The sequence below is a fragment of the Cupriavidus sp. DL-D2 genome (assembly GCF_039710735.1).
GTDB lineage: Bacteria > Pseudomonadota > Gammaproteobacteria > Burkholderiales > Burkholderiaceae > Cupriavidus.
This window is the reverse complement of sequence record NZ_JBDKXK010000105.1, coordinates 1-19706: the sequence shown is the minus strand read 5'-3', so window position 1 is coordinate 19706 and position 19706 is coordinate 1. Positions and strand designations below refer to the sequence as shown.

The 19706-nt window shown below is 63.6% G+C and carries 14 protein-coding genes; 10 read left to right on the top strand and 4 right to left on the bottom strand.

Features of this window, described 5'->3' with window-relative positions; genetic code table 11:
- Window positions 1-160 precede the first annotated feature (160 nt).
- The 3 genes from ABDB81_RS29765 to argA all read right to left on the bottom strand — a co-directional run bounded on the left by ABDB81_RS29765 (window position 161) and on the right by argA (window position 4765).
- Entirely contained in the window at window positions 161-2746 is a 2586-nt protein-coding gene (locus ABDB81_RS29765) for a hypothetical protein (RefSeq protein ID WP_346814329.1), read from the bottom strand.
- 172 nt (window positions 2747-2918) lie between these two features.
- Window positions 2919-3194: an oxidative damage protection protein gene (locus tag ABDB81_RS29760; protein ID WP_137926202.1), complete on the bottom strand. Its 276-nt coding sequence runs from the start codon at window positions 3192-3194 to the stop codon at window positions 2919-2921.
- A 107-nt stretch (window positions 3195-3301) separates the two neighbouring features.
- Window positions 3302-4765, bottom strand: coding sequence for an amino-acid N-acetyltransferase (gene argA, locus ABDB81_RS29755; protein ID WP_160472563.1), 1464 nt, complete (start codon window positions 4763-4765; stop codon window positions 3302-3304).
- A gap of 23 nt (window positions 4766-4788) precedes the next feature.
- On the opposite strand from argA, the gene hrpA reads away from it, so the two are divergent.
- The 6 genes from hrpA to ABDB81_RS29725 all read left to right on the top strand — a co-directional run bounded on the left by hrpA (window position 4789) and on the right by ABDB81_RS29725 (window position 13579).
- A complete protein-coding gene (hrpA, locus tag ABDB81_RS29750) occupies window positions 4789-8856 on the top strand; it encodes an ATP-dependent RNA helicase HrpA (RefSeq protein ID WP_346814328.1) in 4068 nt (1355 codons plus the stop codon).
- A gap of 132 nt (window positions 8857-8988) precedes the next feature.
- A complete protein-coding gene (locus tag ABDB81_RS29745; protein ID WP_137927173.1) occupies window positions 8989-9969 on the top strand; it encodes a cytochrome D1 domain-containing protein in 981 nt (326 codons plus the stop codon).
- A gap of 29 nt (window positions 9970-9998) precedes the next feature.
- Entirely contained in the window at window positions 9999-10832 is an 834-nt protein-coding gene (locus tag ABDB81_RS29740) for a polysaccharide deacetylase family protein (protein WP_346814327.1), read from the top strand.
- Window positions 10832-11827, top strand: a complete 996-nt coding sequence (locus ABDB81_RS29735; RefSeq protein ID WP_346814326.1) for a sterol desaturase family protein — start codon at window positions 10832-10834, stop codon at window positions 11825-11827. Before ABDB81_RS29740 ends, ABDB81_RS29735 begins: the two co-directional genes overlap by 1 nt.
- Before the next feature lie 66 nt (window positions 11828-11893).
- Complete coding sequence (locus ABDB81_RS29730) at window positions 11894-12766, top strand: EI24 domain-containing protein (protein WP_346814325.1); 873 nt, start codon at window positions 11894-11896, stop codon at window positions 12764-12766.
- 12 nt (window positions 12767-12778) lie between these two features.
- Window positions 12779-13579 (top strand): molybdopterin-binding protein, encoded by an 801-nt coding sequence (locus ABDB81_RS29725; protein WP_346814324.1) that lies wholly within the window; start codon window positions 12779-12781, stop codon window positions 13577-13579.
- A gap of 87 nt (window positions 13580-13666) precedes the next feature.
- Here the strand turns inward: ABDB81_RS29725 and ABDB81_RS29720 are convergent, their stop codons facing one another.
- Entirely contained in the window at window positions 13667-14131 is a 465-nt protein-coding gene (locus tag ABDB81_RS29720) for a rhodanese-like domain-containing protein (RefSeq protein WP_137927178.1), read from the bottom strand.
- 530 nt (window positions 14132-14661) lie between these two features.
- Here ABDB81_RS29720 and ABDB81_RS29715 point away from each other — a divergent pair.
- From ABDB81_RS29715 to ntrC, 4 genes are all read left to right on the top strand, one after another.
- A complete protein-coding gene (locus ABDB81_RS29715; protein ID WP_137927179.1) occupies window positions 14662-16077 on the top strand; it encodes a 3-hydroxylaminophenol mutase in 1416 nt (471 codons plus the stop codon).
- 185 nt (window positions 16078-16262) lie between these two features.
- A complete protein-coding gene (locus ABDB81_RS29710; protein ID WP_237380293.1) occupies window positions 16263-16793 on the top strand; it encodes a DUF4124 domain-containing protein in 531 nt (176 codons plus the stop codon).
- Between the two features lie 5 nt (window positions 16794-16798).
- Entirely contained in the window at window positions 16799-17962 is a 1164-nt protein-coding gene (glnL, locus tag ABDB81_RS29705; RefSeq protein WP_137927180.1) for a nitrogen regulation protein NR(II), read from the top strand.
- A gap of 87 nt (window positions 17963-18049) precedes the next feature.
- The gene (ntrC, locus tag ABDB81_RS29700) at window positions 18050-19609 is read left to right on the top strand and encodes a nitrogen regulation protein NR(I) (RefSeq protein WP_137927204.1); all 1560 of its coding nucleotides are present in this window, start codon (window positions 18050-18052) and stop codon (window positions 19607-19609) included.
- Window positions 19610-19706 lie beyond the last annotated feature (97 nt).

Genomic DNA, 19706 nt, shown 5'->3' with positions numbered 1-19706 from the left:
AGGTCTGCCTGAAAAAGTGTCCAAGATTACTTGACCACTACAGGGAGAGGGCATGCGGTGCAAATTGCGATGTGGTCGGAAAGCAGAACCTCCGGCCCTCACCCCCAGCCCCTCTCCCGCAACGCGGGAGAGGGGAGCGGACCGGCGGGAAATCAAATGCCTACCGGCAAATCTTCCGCCGTGCCTTCGCCCGCCGCAGCACCTTCGGCGCATCCTGCCCGACCTTGTCCGCCATAAAACTGATCGGGTTGTTCATATAGGCCGCCAGCTTGTCACGCACGAACGATGTGTCGTCGCCCACCGTCGAGATGATCCCCGTCGTCGCGCCGCCGCCGAGCAGCATTGTGAAGATGCCGCGATACGGGAAGTCGCCATAGGCGGGCACGCTGACGTCGAACGGCTCCGAGCGCTTGAACATGTCTTCGGCGGTGCTGCCCATTGCCCAGTGGAATGCCTGGGGGAATTGCAGCGCGACAATCCTTGGGTGGATGTTGTGATAGTCCGAGCCAATGGCTGCGTCGCCGAAGATGTAGGTGCCGCCCGTGCCCCAGTTCTGGGTGTCGAAGTCGACGTTGACCGCATCGCTGACCAGCGGCGCATGGCTGGCCGGAACCTGCCACGGCATGATCGGAAACTTCAGGTCGCGGCTCAGACCAGCGCAGAAGTCGAAGAATCGCTCCCACTCGTGCGTCCAGTAGCAGTAGCCGTTGGCGTAGCTGCGGATCGTGAAATCGTCGGCCTCGTAGCGGTCCACGGCCAGGAAGTCCGGCACGTCCGGACCTTCGTGGACGCGCATCGCGCGGATGAAGGCCGCTGTCTCCAGCGCGTTGAGGCGCGGTGCATCATCGGACGAGTAGATCCACTCCGACGCCCCCACCCCCCAGAGGTTGACCTGCCAGCCGTACGTCACAGCGGGGGCGATGGTGCGGAACAGCCAGTTCACCGCTGCCACATAGCCCCGAATGTTTTCCTCGATGTGCGAGGGAATGGTGGCCGCCACGTTCCAGTGGTCGAGCGCCATCCGCAGTGGCTCGCGCACGGGCATGGCGTACTCGGGGCCGAATCCGCCTTGCTGGCACGCGCCCAGGAAGTCGGGGTTGATGACGTAGCCAGCAGGCACGGGGTGATCGGCATCGATGTGCTCGTTCACCAGATTCAGCGAGAGGATCAGGTTGCCGAAGCTGTGCGCCAGGCCCTGCTTGTTGGCGAGTTGCGTGGGCGTGTCACCGAGCGACAGGTTGCATGTGTACGAGACGATCACCGGCAACACCTTGTGCCCGCCACCGATCTGCCGCTCCACATCGCGTGCGAGCAGCACCGTGGCCGTGGTCTGGTTGTCGGAGGTCAGATAGACGTTGGCATCGCCCGCGCCGTCGAAGCCCGCGTACTTGAACACCGACGATGCGCGCGCGGCCACGAAATCCGCCGCATTGCCCGGCGTCAGGTCAGCGCAGCCGCCGAAGCTCAGAAAGCTGGGAAAGCCGCGCACGTTCAGGTTGGCACCCTTGGCCACGTCGATGGTCAGCCGCGAGGTGCCGTTGGGCAGTACCAGCGCCTGCGCAGGTGTGAAGACGTTGTGGACCGTGCCGTCGATGATGAAGTCCGAGACCTCGACGTCGTAGTGCTGGGGCTGCACCGGTACGGCGAAGTCGTAGATATGCGTGCCCGCCAGCAGGTGGAAGTCCTGCTTGTAGGTCATGTTCGGTGCCACGAGCCGCACGGTGAGTGGCGTCGCCACGGCCACGTCGGACGTGATGAATACCGGCAGCGTGACATAACCACCGGTGTCCACTGCGGTGGATGTCATCTCGGCCTCGGTGAACACGACCGCTTCCACCGATGCGGTCAGGTTGCGCAGCTTGGATGGGAAGCTGTAGCACACGTTGTTCAGGCTGATCGTCCTGGCGTTCACATCCACCGCACCCGCCGTCGGCAGGCCAGTCAGCGGCAGCATGTTGTCGGGAGCCAAGCCAACTTCGGCCAGGACCTCGCCGGTGTTGCGGACCACCACGCTGATGTCGAGTTCCTCATCGTCCAGAACGGGGATCGGCCCGACGGCGAGGTCGAGGCGGGCATAGTGCTGGGCCGGGCCATAGTCGATGACGAGCGCGGCCGTGCCACCTGCTGACAGCGCGATGCTGGTGGGATGCACCTGCGCATTGGCCACCACGGTATAGGTGTGGTTGGCGAGCGGGCTCACCGACACCTGGTAGTTGCCACTGGGCAACGAAATCGGCGTGGTCGTGCCCGGCGACACGGCCTGCGCATGGATCTGCGAGCCTTCCGTAAAGGTAACGGTCTGCGCCACGGAGTACAGCGCGGGGTCGGGAGCGGAGGCCGTCTGGATGCGCACCGTGCCGTTGGTACTGGGCAATGCATCGGCGGCCAGAGCAAACGACGACAAGTAGGTCTCGACATCGTCGCCGGTCAGATCGCCGTTGATGCCGATCTGCACCTTGTCCGTTGCCGCGAACGTATAGGCGGATTCGAGGCCGACCTCCGCCTCGACGTTCCAGTGCTGTCCGTCGATCTGATCGTTCTGGGTCCGGGCCGTGGTGGCCCGCCAGCTTTGCAACTGAAGATTGAAGTCGGTGGGCTGCACGGCTGCCGGGGAGCGGAACTTCAATCCGAGGAAGTGCTCGACCCTGACGGCCGTGCCGTCGCTGTTGCGGATATTCGAGATCGAGATCACGCCGTACCACTGCGACGCGCCGCTCTCCACCTTGATGTCGAAAAGAATTGCCATGGTTCCTGCCTCCGCCTGGTTGTGTACGCAGCGCGCAGTGCGCCGTCGTCAGCGCAGAGTAGGGGGCAAGACAGGGTGGGGGGAATGGATTGCCGAAGCGGCGGGAGGTGGAATATTTCCCCTCTCCCGTGCACGGGAGAGGGGAGCAAACCAGTAGCGGGAGCGGAACCGCTTAAGCCGAAGGCGGCGGCACGTAACCCATGGCTTGATCAGCGCCTTCACCGAAGAAATACTTCTCGGTCTGCTTGAGCAGGTACTGGCGCGCGCGGGTGTCGGCCATGTTCAGGCGGTTTTCATTGATCAGCATCGTCTGGTGCTTGAGCCAGCCGGCCCAGGCTTCCTTCGAGACGCTTTGCCAGATCTTCTTGCCGAGTTCGCCCGGCAGCGGGGGGAAGTCGAGACCTTCCGCTTCCTTGTTCAGTTTGACGCATTGGACCATGCGGGCCATGTGGGACTCCTTCTTTCGTGTGGGCGCTATTGTAGCCAAGCTCGCGGGACGGGGCAGCGGCGGCTGCCCATGTCCCTGCGGCGCATATTGTTATGTCGTACCAGGGGTTACAGCTTCTTCATCAGCACCATCGACTTGCGCTGCCAGTTGTAGAGCTTGCGCTTGTCTTCGGGCAGGTCGTCCACGCTGGCGTGGACGAAACCACGTTTCAGGAACCAGTGCTCGGTGCGCGTGGTGAGTACGAACAGACGCTCGAGTCCCAGCGTACGGGCGCGGCGCTCGATGCGCTTGAGCAGCCGCTCGCCGTCGCCGGTGCCCTGCGCTTCCGAGGAAACGGTCAGGCAGGCCATCTCTCCCATGTTCTCGCGCGGGAATTCGTAGAGCGCGGCGCAGCCGAACAGCACATTGTCGTGCTCGATGACCGAGAACTTGTCGATGTCGCGCTCGATCAGGTGGCGTCCGCGTGGCACCAAAGTGCCATCGGCTTCCAACGGGGCGATCAGTTGCAGGATGCCGCCCACGTCGTCGAGCGTGGCTTCGCGCAGGCTTTCCAGATCGGTATCGGACACCATCGTGCCCACGCCATCGTGCAGGAACAGTTCCAGCAGCACCGAACCATCGAGGTCGAACGGAATCAGGTGGGCACGCGGCACACCGTTGCGCAGCGCCTTGACCAGATGCTGGAGGTAATAGGCCACGTCAGGCGGCAGGTGATTGTTCTGCAGGCGCTCCATGGCGGTACGCAGCGACATCTCCTTCATCAGCTTGCCCACGGCATCGGGCACGCCTGGCACTTCGGTGATGTAGATCAGCTTGTCGGCCTTGAGCGCGCTGGCCGTGGCGCTGGCCACATCTTCCATCGACAGGTTGAACGCCTGCCCGGTGGGCGAGAAGCCCAGTGGCGACAGCAGCACCACCTTGCCGTGCGACAGCGACATGCGCATGGATTCGTCATCCACCTTGCGCACGAGTCCCGTGTGCTGGTAGTCCACGCCATTGACGATGCCCACTGGCCGAGCGGTGATGAAGTTGCCGGAAATCACAGAGAGCTGCGCGCCGGCCATCGGCGTGTTTGGCAGGCCCTGGCTGAAGGCGGCCTCGATGTCGAGGCGCAGTTCGCCGGCAGCTTCCTTGGCGCATTCCAGCGCCGCGTTGTCGGTGATGCGCACGCCATCGGCGTACTGCGACTGCACGTTGCGCAGCGCAAGCTGTTCTTCCACCTGCGGCCGCGAGCCGAACACCAGTACTACGTGCATGCCCATCGCGTGCAGCAGCGCCACGTCGTTGACCAGTGCGTTGAGCACACCGGCCTTGACCAGTTCGCCGCTGAAGGCGATCACGAAGGTCTTGCCTCGGAACGTGTGGATGTACGGGGCCACGGCGCGCAGCCAGTCCACGAACTGCTGTTGGTCCGGCGGGCTGGCTTCGGCCAGTTCGGCGCCTGCCAGGGCGGACGGAATCGGCGTGACGGGCGCAGGCACTTCGGACTGAGCGTCCAAGGCAGGAGCGGTCGGGGCAGGGGCGGCGGCAGGATCGGGGTCCTGTGCGGGGGAGTCGGTTCTGGCGTTCATGCGGCGGATTATAATCCCGGCCAATGTCAGCACAACGCCCCGCCAAACAAGCCCCGGCCCAGCCTGCCGCGGCCCCATCGAAATCGGCCAGTCAGCAGCCCGCTCCGCGTGACGCAGGCGGCGGCACGCGGCCGCCCCGTCAGCCGCAGAAGGCGCAGCAGAAGCCGCAGCCGATTCAGGCCGCCAAGCCGCAGCAGCAGGCCCGGCCGCCCCGGTCTCAAAAACCAGCAGACGGCGCGCCTCGACCACCTCGTCCTCCGCGTGAGCCGCGTCCGCTACAGCCGGAGCGCTTGGCCAATCCGCTGCCTGAGATCACGTTCCCCGAGGCGCTGCCGGTTTCGGCCCGCCGCGACGAGATCGCGCAGGCCATGCGCGACAACCAGGTGGTTATCGTGTCCGGCGAGACCGGCTCGGGCAAGACCACGCAGTTGCCGAAGATCGCGCTGTCGATCGGGCGCGGGCCGGCGCGGGAAGGCAAGCCCGGCGGCGGGCTGATCGGCCACACGCAGCCCCGGCGGATCGCGGCCACGTCCACGGCCAAGCGAATCGCGCAGGAACTGGGCACGCCGGTGGGCGAGCACGTGGGTTACCAGGTGCGGTTCAACGACGCGATGTCCGCAGGCGCCTCGGTCAAGCTGATGACCGACGGCATCTTGCTGGCCGAGACGCAGAATGACCCGCTCCTGCGCGCCTATGACACGATCATCATCGACGAGGCGCACGAACGCAGCCTCAACATCGATTTCCTGATCGGCTACCTGCGCCAGATCCTGCCCAAGCGGCCGGATCTCAAGGTCATCATCACGTCGGCGACGATCGATGCAAAGCGCTTTGCCGAGCATTTCGCGCGCAATGGCAAGCCGGCGCCGGTGATCGAGGTCAGCGGACGGCTGTATCCCGTGGAAGTTCGCTACCGACCGATTCAGGAGGACAAGCCGGCCGACGCCCCGCCGAAGGGCGAGAAAGCACGCGAGCGCGACCTGTTCGATGGCATCGTCGACGCCGTGGACGAGCTTTGCCGCCTGGGCCCGGGCGACGTACTGGTCTTCCTGCCTGGCGAGCGCGAAATCCGCGAGGCGGCCGAGGCGCTACGCAAGCACCATCCGCCGCATACGGAGATCCTGCCGCTGTTCGCGCGCTTGTCCGTGCAGGATCAGGAGCGCGTGTTCCGGCCATCCAACGCGCGCCGCATCGTGCTGGCCACCAACGTGGCGGAAACTTCGCTGACCGTGCCGGGCATCCGCTACGTCGTCGATACCGGGCTGGCGCGCGTGAAGCGGTATTCGTACCGCAACAAGGTCGAGCAACTCCAGGTCGAGTCGATTTCGCAAGCCGCCGCCAACCAGCGCGCGGGTCGTTGCGGCCGCGTGGCCGATGGCGTCTGTATCCGGCTCTACGAGGAAAGCGATTACCAGGGCCGTGCGCGCTTTACCGATCCGGAGATCCTGCGCTCGTCGCTGGCTGCCGTGATCCTGCGCATGAAGGCGCTGCGGCTGACCGATATCGAGGCGTTCCCGTTCATCGAGCCGCCGCTGGGCCGCGCCGTGGCCGATGGCTACCAGTTGCTGCAGGAACTGGGTGCGCTCGATGAATCGAATCAGCTCACGTCCACGGGCCGGCAGGTGGCCAAGTTGCCGCTGGACCCCCGCGTGGCCCGCATGATTCTGGCCGCGCGCGATCACCAGTGTCTGCGCGAGGTGCTGATCATCGCCAGCGCGCTGTCGGTGCAGGACCCGCGCGACCGTCCGCCCGATGCACAGGAAGCCGCCGATCAGGCCCATCGCAAGTTCATGGACGAAAAGTCCGAGTTCCTCGGTTGGGTCAAGCTGTGGAAGTGGTTCGAGGAAGCGGTGGCGCACAAGAAGACCAACCGCCAGTTGCAGGATCAGTGCCGCAGCAACTTCCTGTCGCACGTACGGCTGCGCGAATGGCGCGATGTGCATTCGCAACTGCTGACCACCGTCAGCGAGCAGGGCTGGCGATTGAACGAGAGCGAGCCGACCTTCGAACAGGTGCACAAGGCGCTGCTGACCGGTTTGCTCGGCAACGTGGGCTTGAAACTCGAGGAAGCCGATGGCAAGGGCCGCGAGTACCTGGGCGCGCGGGGCATCAAGTTCCACCTGTGGCCGGGTTCGCTGATCGCCCGCAAGGTGGGGCGCTGGATCATCGCCGCCGAACTGGTGGAGACCAGCCGCCTGTTCGCCCGTACGCTGGCGCGTGTGGAGCCCGAATGGATCGAACAGGTGGGGCGCCATCTGCTCAACGTGAGCTGGAGCGAGCCGCACTGGGAGAAAAAGGCGGGGCAGGTGGTGGCGATGGAGCGCGGCACGCTGTATGGCCTGCCCGTGTATCAGCACCGGCGCGTGCATTTCGGGCCGATGAATCCGAAAGAGGCGCGCGAACTGTTTATCCGTGGCGCATTGGTGGAAGGCGAGTTCGATACGCGCCTGCCATTCTTCGCCCATAACCAGCGTCTGGTGCGCGAGATCGAGAATCTGGAACACAAGTCGCGCCGGCAGGACGTGCTGGTGGACGACGCGCTGATCTATGCGTTCTACGATGGTGCGATTCCCGCCGACATCCACAATCAGGTGTCGTTCGAGCAGTGGTATCAGGCCGAGGCCGCAAAGCTGCCCAAGGATCGCAAGTTGCTGTACCTGAATCGTGACGAACTGATGCGTCACGAGGCGGCCGGCATCACGACCGACCTGTTCCCGAAGATCCTGCCCGTGGCCGGCATCGACATGGGTTTGACGTACCACTTCGAGCCGGGCAGCCATCGCGACGGAGTGACGCTGACTGTGCCGCTCTACGCACTGAACCAGGTGCGGCCCGATCGCGCCGAATGGCTCGTGCCGGGCATGATCAAGGAGAAGGTGCATCTGCTGCTGAAATCGCTGCCGCAGAAACTGCGCCGTCACTGCGTGCCCCTGCCCGATTACGCAGCCGGTTTCGTCGATCGACAGCCGTTTGGCGAGGGCGACCTGATCGACGTGCTGATTGCCGATATCCGCGCCGAGACTGGCACCATGATCCGCCGCGCGGATTTCAAGCTCGAGACGCTGCCGGTGCATCACACGATGAACTTCAAGGTCATCGACGAGCACGGCCGGCAACTCGACATGGGCCGCAACCTGGCCCAATTGCGTGCCGAGTTTGGCGGACAGGCGCAGCAATCGTTCCAGAACATTGCCGCGCGCGATGTGCCGGCGGCGGAGGCGGGCCAGTACGAGAACCTGACCTCGTGGTCGTTCGGCGAATTGCCGGAACTGCTGGAAATCCGCAAGGGCAACCAGACGCTGTTTGGCTATCCGGCGCTGGTGGATCGCACCGATCATTGCGACGTGGAAGTCTTCGACGATCCGCAGGAAGCGGCGCGCATCCATCACGTGGGGCTGCGCCGGCTGTTTGCGCTGCAACTGCGCGAGCAGGTCAAGTTCATCGAAAAAAACATCCCCAACCTGCAACAGATGGCGATGCAGTACATGACGCTGGGGTCGCAGGAGGAACTGCGCAACCAGATCGTGCTGATGGCGCTGGAACGCGCCTGTCTGCAACCGCCGCTGCCGCGCAACGAATCCGAATTCAACGCGCGCAAGGAAGAGGGGCGGGCACGACTCTCGCTGCTGGCGCAGGAAATTGCCCGACTCGTCGGCACGATCCTGGCGGAGTACGCGGGTCTGCCACGCAAGCTGCTGCAGGCCAAGCCGCATGGTAGCGCCTATCAGGATCTGGAGGCGCAACTCGGTCGACTGATGAGCAAGTCATTCGTGGCCGATACGCCGTACAACCAGCTCGTCCACTTCCCGCGCTATCTCAAGGGTATGGCGATGCGCGTGGACAAGCTCAAGGGCGACCCGGGTCGCGACAGTCAGCGCACGCAGGAAATGTCGCCGCTGATCCAGCAATGGCAGCGCGCGGAGAAAATGCTGCGGTCGCAGGGCAGGGGCGCGGTGGTGGATGAGCGCATGGATGAGTTCCGCTGGATGCTGGAAGAACTGCGGATCGCACTGTTCGCGCAGGAACTGAGGACGCCGCAGCCCATGTCGGTGAAGCGGCTGCAGAAGGTTTGGGAGAGTATGCAGCGCTGAAAACCCGGCGGAAGCTGTCGCCGCCTCACATGTATCCAAATGTAAGTAACCCTAAAGATTCCTCTCAGTTCGTCAGCGCATTCCATAGCCGAAACGTTAGAATGCCCGGTTCGTATCGAAATCCACTGTCTTATGCTCGCGTTGCGTCGTGTCGTAGCTGTTTCGGTTGGCGCCCTGGCGCTGGCCCTGGTGTCCGCGCCGGCTCTCGCGGAAGTGGTTACCATCCTGAATTCAGGTGATGCTAGCGTCACCTTAATCGACAAGGATACCCAGAAGGTCATCGAGACCTTCCCGGTTGGCAAGGAGCCGCACCACCTGATCGCCACGCCCGACGACAAGTCGCTGATCGTGGCGAATGCCGTGGGCAACGATCTGGTGTTCTTGGATCCGGTGACCGGCAAGGTTCAGCAGCGCGTGCCGAATATCGACGATCCCTACCAGATCGGATTTTCCCCAGACAGCAAGTGGTTCATCGCCACCGGCAACCGCCTGGACCGCGTGGACGTGTACCGCTGGGATGGCCATCAGCTCAAGATCGCCAAGCAGTTCCCGTTGGCCAAAACGCCCAGTCACATCGCGTACACGGCAGACAGCAAGATCGCCTTCATCACGCTGCAGGATTCCAACCAGATTGCCGCCATCGACCTGAACACGCTGACGGTGATGTGGGTCATGGAAGCCGGTTCAGCACCCGCTGGCGTCTGGGTGACGCCGGATCAGAAATACCTGCTCGTGGGCATGACCGGCGCGGACTACGTGGCCGTCATTGACTGGCGCACGCGTACCGTGGTCAAGCAGATCCAGACTGGCAAGGGCGCGCACAATTTCCGCGCGGTGGGCGACAAGCGCCACCTGTTCCTGACCAACCGCGTGTCCGGCTCGATCAGCATCATCGACCAGCAGACGTTGTCCAAAGTGGGCGATATCACGGGTCTGCTGCCGGGGCCCGACGACATGGAGCTGACCGCGGACGGCAAGACGCTGTGGGTGACGTTCCGCTGGGCGCGCTCGGTGGGGTTGATCGACGTGGCCAGCCGCAAACTCGTGAAGACGATCCGTGTAGGTAAATCGCCGCACGGCATCTATTTCAAGACGCGCGCTCCGCTGTATTGATGGGTTGACACGTTCTTGCTGAGGACATCATGCGCAGCTTGATTTCGCGCATCGCCATGCTGGCTCTGGCATCTGCCAGCGCCGTGGCACTGGCAGCCGAGCCGGCGCACCAGGCCGGCGCCTGCCGCGCCGGCACGCTCTACCTGACCTTCGACACCGGCAGCATGAGCCAGGCCGAACTGATTGCCCGGACGCTGCGCAAGCACCATATCCGGGCGACGTTCTTCCTGGCCAGCGAGCCGACCGTCAACAAGGACAACTCGCTCGATTCCACCTGGGCTTCGTACTGGAAATCGCTGGCCGCCGATGGCCACGCGTTCGGCACGCATACCTTCGATCACGTCTACCTGCGCAGCGTCCGCGAAGGCAAGGTCACGATGCGCCCGCAGTTCGGCGCACAGGCGGGACGCGACACGGTCATGACCGAGGCGTCTTTCTGCGCCGAACTGCGCCGCAGCGCGCAGGCATTCCAGTCGATGACCGGGCAGCAGATGGTGCCGCTCTGGCGCGCGCCGGGTGGCCGTACCGCGCCGCAGACGCTGGCCTGGGCCGAGCAGTGTGGCTTCAAGCACGTAGGCTGGGCGCCGGCAGGCTTCCTGGGCGACGAGTTGTCGTCCGAGAAATTTCCGAATCAGGCATTGCTCGACAAGGCACTGCGCGATCTTCGCGACGGTGACATCACGATGGCCCACCTCGGCATCTGGTCGCGCAAGGACCCCTGGGCGCCAGCCGTGCTCGAGCCGCTGATTACCGGACTCGAACAGAAGGGCTTCTGCTTCGCCACGTTGCGTGAGCATCCGCTATACCGGAACTGGATCGTGCAGCACGGGCCGGTTCAGGCCGGGGCGGGAGCGAAACAATAATGTGGGATGCCTTTACCAACTGGGTAAGCCTTTGGGTCGGTCAGATCGAAGCCACCGTGTTTCAGGATGCCATTCTGCCGCTGGTCTACAACCTCGGCTTCGGCGGTTACGCCGAGGATGCGTTCACAGGCACCGAATGGCTGCTGGTGGGTGTGGTGCAGATTGCCGTGATGTTCCTGATCCTCGGGCCGCTGGAAAAACTGCGCCCCGTGGAAGCCGTGACCGACCGCGCCGCGATCCGCACCGACATGCTCTACACGGTGATCCACCGGCTTGGACTGTTCCGGCTCGCCATGTTCTTCCTGCTGGCGCCGCTGATGGATGGCATCGAAGGCCATCTGCGCCTGCTCGGCTGGCAGCGTGTGAATGTGGAAGACTGGTGGCCCGCCGTGACTGCCATCCCGCTCGTCAGCTTCTTCGTCTACCTGCTGCTCTTCGACCTGCTCGACTACTGGTATCACCGGTTGTCGCACACCTACCGCTGGTGGTGGAGCCTGCACGCGGTGCATCACAGCCAGCGCCAGATGACGCTGTGGAGCGATAACCGCAATCACCTGCTTGACGATATCTTGCGCGACGCCGTGTTCGCGACCGTGGCACTGGCGGTGGGCGTGGAACCCTCGCAATACGTGCTGCTCGTGGCGCTGTCGCAGTTGCTGCAAAGTCTGCAGCACGCGAATCTGCGCGTGCACTTCGGCTGGCTGGGCGAGCGGCTGATCGTATCGCCGCGATTCCATCGCACGCACCACGCCGTGGGACTGGGCCACGAGCGGCAGGGTGCCGATGGCCGCGCCGTGCGACTCGGCGGCTGCAACTACGGTGTGATTTTCCCGTGGTGGGACATGCTGTTCCGCACCGCCGTCTTCACGGAAGCCTATTACCCCACGGGCATCCGCGATCAGATGCCGCCCCCTGCTGGCAAAGGCCGCAGCTACGGCGCCGGTTTCCTGTCCCAGCAATGGCTGGGGATCAAGCGGCTGCTGCGGCTCGGGTGACATTTGGGAGGCGAAAGACGCACGGCGCTGTGCTAGGCTTTCAGGGCTTTCTCCACTCCTGATCGCATGAACGATATCTTCCGCGCGTTTGGCCGCGCTCTTGTCAGCCAGATGCATCCGCGCATGCTGATGCTGACCGTCATTCCCTTTGTCCTGGCCACCGTCCTCTGGGGCGGCTTGATCTGGTGGGGCTGGGAGCCAATCATGGGCACGGCCCGCACGTTGCTCGAAGGCTCCGTCTTCACGAGCTGGATCTATTCGATGCTCGACTGGCTCGGTCTGCAGTCGCTGCGTACGGTGGTGGCGCCGCTATTCGTGCTGACGCTGGCCATTCCGCTGGTGATCGCCTCGATGCTTGTCTTTATCAGCCTGTTCTCGGTGCCCGCCGTATTAAAGCACCTGGAGCGCAGCTATCCCGACCTGCACAAGGCGCGCGGAGGCAGCATCGCCGGCAGCGTGTTCCAGGCACTCGGCAACACCGTAGTGTTCCTGCTGCTGATCGTGATCACGCTGCCGCTGTGGCTGATCCCGCCGTTCTTCGCGCTGATTCCGCCCGTGCTCTGGGGTTGGCTGACCTACCGCGTGATGACCTACGACGCACTGGCCGAACATGCCACGGCGGAGGAGCGCAAGACACTCATGAAGCGGCATCGCGTGCCGCTACTGACCATGGGCGTGGTGGTGGGCCTGCTGGGCTCGGCGCCCACCTTGCTGTGGGTCTGGTCGGCTGTCATCATCTTCCTGTTTCCGGTCGTACTGGCCGGCACGCTGTGGCTCTACGTGCTGATCTTTATCTTCTCGGCGTTGTGGTTCGGCCATTTCTGCCTGCGCGCGCTGACGGACCTGCGTGCCGAGCGTGCCGCCATCACGCCGCCGCCAGTGGGGCCGGACGTTATCGACCTGGCGCCGTCGGACGTGCGCCGCATCGAACAATCCTGAAAGAGGGGCATCATGGGTTTCGGTCTGATTGTCATTGGCGACGAGATTCTCTCTGGCCGTCGCGAAGACAAGCACATGCGCCGCGCCATCGAGTTGCTGGCCGCGCGCGGCCTGGCACTGGACTGGGCCGAATACATCGGCGACGAGCGCGATCGCATCACGGCCACGCTGCGCCGCACGTTCGCGGGCTCGGACGTGGTGTTCTGCACGGGCGGCATTGGCGCCACGCCTGACGATCACACGCGCCAATGCGCGGCAGCAGCGCTGGGCGTGGAACTGGCTCTGCATCCTGATGCGCGCGAACAGATTGCGCTGCGCGTCGCGGAGACGGCGGAAGGGGATCCGGTCAAGGCCGACCTGACCCGGCCCGAGAACCAGCATCGCTTCAAGATGGGCGAGTTTCCGGCGGGCGCCCGGATCATTCCGAACAGCTACAACCGTATTCCGGGTTTCTCTGTGGCCGATCACCATTTCATGCCTGGTTTCCCGGTCATGGCGTGGCCGATGATGGAATGGGTGCTCGATCACTACTACCCGTCGCTGTTCCATCGTGACGCGGAACAATCGCGCGCATTCTATGTGTTCGAGGCACCTGAATCGACGCTCACGCCGCTGATGGAGCAGGTGCAGGACACCTTCCCCGGCATCCGCGTGTTCAGCCTGCCGTCAGTCGGCGATGTCTCGCGCGGCGACCGCTTTGGACGACGCCATATCGATCTCGGCGTGAAGGGGCCGGCGGAGCTGGTGCCGGCGGCCTATGCGATGTTGCTGGGTGGGGTGTCTGCGATGGGGTTCGAGATCGTCGAACAGTAGTAAAGACTTCGACATTCCCCTAGGTTTGCTTCCCTCTCCCGCCCCTCTCCCACTTCGCGGGAGAGGGGGAGAGCGACCATTCAAACCTCAAGCCCCAAACCAGGGCAACCCTCGCACGCACCAACCCTCCACCGTCTTGCGATGATGGTCCTCATCGCGCGGACCTTCGAAGCCTTCGAGTACGTCCATCGCAAACTGGTAGCCTGCCTCGGTGGCCACGCGTGCGGCATGCTTCGAGCGGGCAGCGCTGCGGCACAGGAACAGCACCGGGGCATCGGTGGGAACGCGAGCCTTAAGTTCGGCCACGAAGTTGGGGTTCTGCGTGCCGCCCGGATATGTCGACCACTCCACGTGAACCAGTTGCTCCTCCGGCAAGGCAACGCCACCCACCCAATCCAGTTCCGCCTGCGTGCGGACGTCCACGAGCACGGCCTTTGGGTCGGCCTGAAGTAGGGCATACGACTCTTGCGGTGTCAGCGCGCCGAAGTAGGCAAGCTGGCTCGATTGCTGGCGGTCGTGGGCAGTCTGCAAAAGGGTGTCTCGGGTAGTCATGTTTTCTGACGGCGTCAATGAGTGCGGCGGGGATATCTACGGCGGGATGCGCAAGGACAACAGGAGCAGGGCGCGGTCGGCAGGGGGCTGTGAACCTGCCCCGATCGGCGCTATTCTAGCGCGCGGCCGTTGCGACGGCCCGAAAAATGGCGGATGCCAGAACGCATCGTTTTGGTGCTGATGCAAGGGCAAGGCACTTGTATGGTGCGTTTCCTTGGGTTGCGCACCGTTATGGTGTTTCATGGGTGTCGAGCCCACGCCCACGGGCGGGGCCGATGTGATGTGGCCGACGCGGCAAAGTGGGTTCGCAGTCAGTTGTATGCAATCCGCGTCCCCCGTCTCAGTGCGATGGCGCCGGCCCCTGCACGTTTTTCGGGAAGTCCGTGCGATTGGCGGCCGTGGGACGGACTTCGTTGGCACGCTTTCTGCTAACATCCCTCGTCCCTTTTGGGTGGCCTGGATCGGTTCTTCGATCGGTCGCACCAACAATGGCTTTCTCAGACACCGCCTCGAATTTCCAGGAGATAGGCATGGCGCAGAGCGTTGCAGATGTGATGAAGCTCGTGAAGGAAAACGACGTCAAGTTCGTCGACTTCCGTTTCACGGATACCAAGGGCAAGGAACAGCACGTTTCGGTTCCGACGTCGCACTTCGACGAAGACAAGTTCGAAAGCGGCCATGCCTTTGACGGTTCGTCCATCGCCGGCTGGAAGGGTATCGAAGCATCGGACATGCTGCTGATGCCGGACTCGGGTACTGCTTACATCGACCCGTTCTATGAAGAACCGACCCTGGTCCTGACCTGCGACGTGATCGAACCGTCGGACGGCAAGGGCTACGACCGCGACCCGCGTTCGATCGCCAAGCGCGCCGAAGCCTACCTGAAGAGCACCGGCCTGGGCGACACCGCTTTCTTCGGTCCGGAACCCGAGTTCTTCATTTTCGACGGCGTGACCTGGAACATCGACATGCAGGGCTGCTCGGTGAAGATCCAGTCGGAAGAAGCACCGTGGTCGTCGGCCAAGGAATTCGAGCACGGCAACAGCGGTCACCGTCCGGGCAAGAAGGGCGGCTACTTCCCGGTTGCCCCGATCGACACGTTCCAGGACATGCGTTCGGAAATGTGCCTGATTCTCGAATCGCTGGGCATTCCCGTTGAAGTGCACCACCACGAAGTGGCTGGCCAGGGCCAGAACGAAATCGGCACGCGCTTCAGCACGCTGGTGCAACGCGCCGACTGGACGCAACTGCAGAAGTACGTGATCCAGAACGTGGCACACACGTATGGCAAGACCGCTACGTTCATGCCGAAGCCGATCGTTGGCGACAACGGTTCGGGCATGCACGTTCACCAGTCCGTGTGGAAGGACGGCCAGAACCTGTTCGCAGGCAACGGCTATGCCGGCCTGTCGGAATTTGCGCTGTACTACATCGGCGGCATCATCAAGCACGCTCGCGCGCTGAACGCCATCACCAACCCGGGTACGAACTCGTACAAGCGTCTGGTGCCGGGCTTCGAAGCGCCGGTGAAGCTGGCCTACTCGGCCCGTAACCGTTCGGCCTCGATCCGTATTCCGTACGTTGCCAACCCGAAGGGCCGCCGTATCGAAACGCGCTTCCCGGATCCGCTGATGAACCCGTACCTGGGCTTCTCGGCACTGCTGATGGCTGGCCTGGACGGCGTCATGAACAAGATCCACCCGGGCGAAGCGGCTGACAAGAACCTGTACGACCTGCCGCCGGAAGAAGACGCGAAGATCCCGACCGTCTGCTCGAGCCTCGACCAGTCCCTGGAGTACCTGGACAACGACCGCGAGTTCCTGACGCGCGGTGGTGTGTTCTCGAACTCGATGCTGGACGCCTACATCGAACTCAAGATGGAAGAAGTCACGCGTTTCCGCATGACCACTCACCCGATCGAGTTCGACATGTACTACTCGCTGTAAAGCGCGTCGTGCGTTGCCAGGTTGCGACCGGGCAACAGTTGCACCAGGAAGGGGCGGCTTCGGCTGTCCCTTTTTGTTTTGCAGAAGCGTTGATCGCTAGAATGGGGACTCTTTTCCTAACCTTCATGCCGATGTTCATGAAAGCGATTCCGAACCAGATCGACGGCCGCGCCGACAGCGTGCCAATGCACCAGATGCGGGTGGGTTTCACCATTCTGGTGATGGCCGTGACCAGCCTGCTGGCCGTGTGGAGCGCCCCAGCGCCTGCACAGTCGTCGGATGTCTACATGTGCAAGGGCGCCGGTGGCGTGCCTGAGTACCGCAATGGCAATCCCGGCAACAGCAAGGACTGCAAGCGGCTGAACCTGCCGGACGTGGTCACAGTGCCCGGCACGCGCAGCGGTGGCGGTGCAACGTCGGGCGGCGCAGCCAAGGCAGCAGCCACTTCGCCGGCGGCGTTTCCGCGCGTGGATACCGCTACGCAGCGTAGCCGGGACGGCGAGCGCCGTGGCGTGCTGGAGCAGGAGCTGCAGAGCGAGGAAGCCAAGCTTGCCGGGTTGCGTGCCGAATACAACAACGGCGAACCCGAGCGCCAGGGCAACGAGCGCAACTATCAGAAATATCTCGATCGCACGGCACGGCTGCGCGATGACGTCGCGCGCAGCGAGGCCAACGTGGCATCGCTGAAGCGCGAATTGTCGACCCTCAAGGATTGAAAACAATGCGTCGCCTGATTCGCGGAGTCTCACGCAAAGTCACCGGAGCGGACCGCAAGCCGGATGCCGCCACGGCGGAGCCGCGCGAGGCCGATGTCGTGCCGCTGGGCGACGTGACCTTCCATCCCGGCCTGGACGTGGTGGCCAACCCCGTGCTGCTCGTGCGCCAGCCGGGCCTGCGCGTGGTGTATGCCAATCCGGCGGCCGAGGCCAGCTTTGCCATCTCCCGCAAGGCCATGGTGGAACTGACCTTGCCGGACCTGTTCGGTGAATCGGAAGAGCTTGATGCGATGATCGAGACGGTCATTGCGCGCCAGATCGACGTGCGCCGCCAGGACCTGATCCTGCGTCCGCCACTGCAGGAGGCGCTGCATGCGCACGTGGTGATTGGCGGCATCGAGGGCAGTGCCAGCACTGTGCTGGTGGAGATCCTGCTCAACGAGCAGAAGGTCAGGAGCGACCGTGAGGAACGCATCCTCGATCTCACTTCGGCCAACAAGGAACTGATCCGCAATCTGGCCCACGAGATCAAGAATCCGCTCGGTGGCATTCGTGGCGCGGCGCAGTTGCTGGAGTTCGAACTGCCCGAACGGGCGCTGCGCGAATACACCCAGGTCATCATCAAGGAGTCCGACCGGCTGCAGACGCTGGTGGACCGGTTGCTGGAGCCGCATCGGCACCCGCATATCGTCTCGGACCTGAATATCCACGAGGTGCTGGAGCGCGTGCGCTCCGTGGTACTCGCGGAGTTCCCGAATGGGCTCGACATCGTGCGTGACTACGATGCCAGCCTGCCGGACCTGCGCGGCGACATGGAACAGTTGATCCAGGCTGTGCTGAACATCGTGCACAACGCGGCGCAGGCGCTGCACGAGCGTATTGCAGCGGGCGACGCGCAGATTGTCCTGCGCACTCGCGTGGCGCGCCAGGTCACGATTGCCAAGCGTTTGTACAAGCTGGCATTGGACTTGCATGTAACGGATAACGGCCCGGGCATCCCCGAGGACATACGCGAACGCATCTTCTACCCGCTGGTTTCGGGCAGGGATGGCGGAAGCGGTCTCGGTCTTACACTCGCTCAAACCTTCGTGCAGCAGCACGAGGGCTTGATCGAATGCGAGAGCCGGCCGGGCTGCACCGACTTCCGTATCCTGCTGCCGCTGCATTGATCGCCGGTTGTGCCACGGCGCTCCGGTGCGCGCGGACCAGCGGGTCACACGGGAGACCATATGACACCGAGCAGACAAGCGACGCACATGAAGCCGATCTGGATAGTCGACGACGATCAATCAATCCGCTGGGTCCTTGAAAAGGCCCTTGCACGTGAAAGCCTGCTCTCCCGCAGTTTTACCAATGTCCGCGACGTGCTTGCGGCGCTGGAAGAGGACGAGCCGCAGGTCCTGATTTCGGATATCCGCATGCCCGGCGGTTCCGGCCTCGACCTGTTGCAGGCCCTCAAGGCTCGCCATCCGGGGCTACCGGTCATCGTGATGACCGCCTACTCGGATCTGGATAGCGCCGTGGCGGCGTTCCAGGGCGGTGCGTTCGAGTACCTCGCCAAGCCATTCGACGTGGACAAGGCGGTGGAACTGATTCGCCGTGCGCTCGAAGAGAGCCTGCGCGAAGAAGAAATGGAGGACCGCCTTGTCGATGCGCCCGAGATCCTGGGCCAGGCGCCGGCGATGCAGGACGTATTCCGCGCGATCGGACGCCTGTCGCAGTCCAACGTCACAGTGATGATCACTGGCGAGTCAGGGACCGGCAAGGAGCTCGTCGCCCGCGCCCTGCACAAGCACAGTCCGCGTGCCAATGGCCCGTTCATCGCGCTGAACACCGCGGCAATTCCCAAGGACCTGCTCGAATCGGAACTGTTCGGCCATGAGCGCGGCGCGTTCACCGGCGCGCAGACCATGCGGCGTGGTCGATTCGAACAGGCCGAAGGCGGCACGCTGTTCCTCGATGAAATCGGCGATATGCCATTCGATCTCCAGACGCGACTGCTGCGTGTGCTGAGCGATGGCAATTTCTATCGCGTCGGTGGGCACAACCCGCTGCGTGCCAACGTGCGCGTGATTGCTGCCACCCACCAGAACCTGGAAACGCGCGTCAAGGAAGGGCTGTTCCGCGAGGACTTGTTTCACCGCCTGAACGTGATTCGCCTGCGCCTGCCGCCGCTGCGCGAGCGTCCGGAGGACATCACGCTGCTGGCACGCCATTTCCTGCAGAAGAGCGCCAAGGAGCTCGGCGTAGAACCGAAGCGTATGTCAGACGAGGCGCTGAGCTACGTCAGCACGCTGCCGTTCCCCGGCAACGTGCGCCAGCTGGAGAACCTCTGCAACTGGCTCACCGTGATGGCGCCGGCCCAGACGATCGAGGTCAAGGATCTGCCGCGCGAAATGATCGGCACGGGGACGGGCGACAGCCAGGCGCCGGCACGTTCCCTGGCAACGGAGTCGCGACCGGCCAGCGAATACGACGCGATCGAATCGCCCGACTACGGCATGCACGCGTCGGGCGATGGCGACATGATGGTGGCAACGCGCCCGCCCATGGTGATTCCTGGCCAGGCTGCCGCGCCGGTATTCGCGGCAGCGGCTATCGCGCAAAGCTGGGAAAACCTGCTGGCAGGCGAAGCGAAGTCGATGCTGGAAGCGGGTCAGCCCGAGGTGATGGATGTGCTGACGCGCCGTTTCGAAAAAGCCGTACTCGAAGCCGCACTAGGCGTCACCCGTGGCCGCCGTGTGGAAGCCGCAACGCGTCTGGGGATCGGTAGAAATACAATCACGCGGAAGCTGCAGGAGTTGGGGTTTGATTGAGTGGGTGTTTGATCCACTGATTGTTTTCTCCCTCTCCCGCTGATTCCTGTCTCCCCTGTAGTGGTCCAATAAACCTGGACACCTCAAAAGGTAGACT

What these genes read in the sequence shown, in the direction of transcription:
- ABDB81_RS29765 (WP_346814329.1), bottom strand. Translation starts at nt 2,746, where the DNA reads ATGGCAATTCTTTTCGACATCAAGGTGGAGAGCGGCGCGTCGCAGTGG.
- ABDB81_RS29760 (WP_137926202.1), bottom strand. Translation starts at nt 3,194, where the DNA reads ATGGCCCGCATGGTCCAATGCGTCAAACTGAACAAGGAAGCGGAAGGT.
- argA (WP_160472563.1), bottom strand. Translation starts at nt 4,765, where the DNA reads ATGAACGCCAGAACCGACTCCCCCGCACAGGACCCCGATCCTGCCGCC.
- hrpA (WP_346814328.1), top strand. Translation starts at nt 4,789, where the DNA reads ATGTCAGCACAACGCCCCGCCAAACAAGCCCCGGCCCAGCCTGCCGCG.
- ABDB81_RS29745 (WP_137927173.1), top strand. Translation starts at nt 8,989, where the DNA reads ATGCTCGCGTTGCGTCGTGTCGTAGCTGTTTCGGTTGGCGCCCTGGCG.
- ABDB81_RS29740 (WP_346814327.1), top strand. Translation starts at nt 9,999, where the DNA reads ATGCGCAGCTTGATTTCGCGCATCGCCATGCTGGCTCTGGCATCTGCC.
- ABDB81_RS29735 (WP_346814326.1), top strand. Translation starts at nt 10,832, where the DNA reads ATGTGGGATGCCTTTACCAACTGGGTAAGCCTTTGGGTCGGTCAGATC.
- ABDB81_RS29730 (WP_346814325.1), top strand. Translation starts at nt 11,894, where the DNA reads ATGAACGATATCTTCCGCGCGTTTGGCCGCGCTCTTGTCAGCCAGATG.
- ABDB81_RS29725 (WP_346814324.1), top strand. Translation starts at nt 12,779, where the DNA reads ATGGGTTTCGGTCTGATTGTCATTGGCGACGAGATTCTCTCTGGCCGT.
- ABDB81_RS29720 (WP_137927178.1), bottom strand. Translation starts at nt 14,131, where the DNA reads ATGACTACCCGAGACACCCTTTTGCAGACTGCCCACGACCGCCAGCAA.
- ABDB81_RS29715 (WP_137927179.1), top strand. Translation starts at nt 14,662, where the DNA reads ATGGCGCAGAGCGTTGCAGATGTGATGAAGCTCGTGAAGGAAAACGAC.
- ABDB81_RS29710 (WP_237380293.1), top strand. Translation starts at nt 16,263, where the DNA reads ATGCACCAGATGCGGGTGGGTTTCACCATTCTGGTGATGGCCGTGACC.
- glnL (WP_137927180.1), top strand. Translation starts at nt 16,799, where the DNA reads ATGCGTCGCCTGATTCGCGGAGTCTCACGCAAAGTCACCGGAGCGGAC.
- ntrC (WP_137927204.1), top strand. Translation starts at nt 18,050, where the DNA reads ATGAAGCCGATCTGGATAGTCGACGACGATCAATCAATCCGCTGGGTC.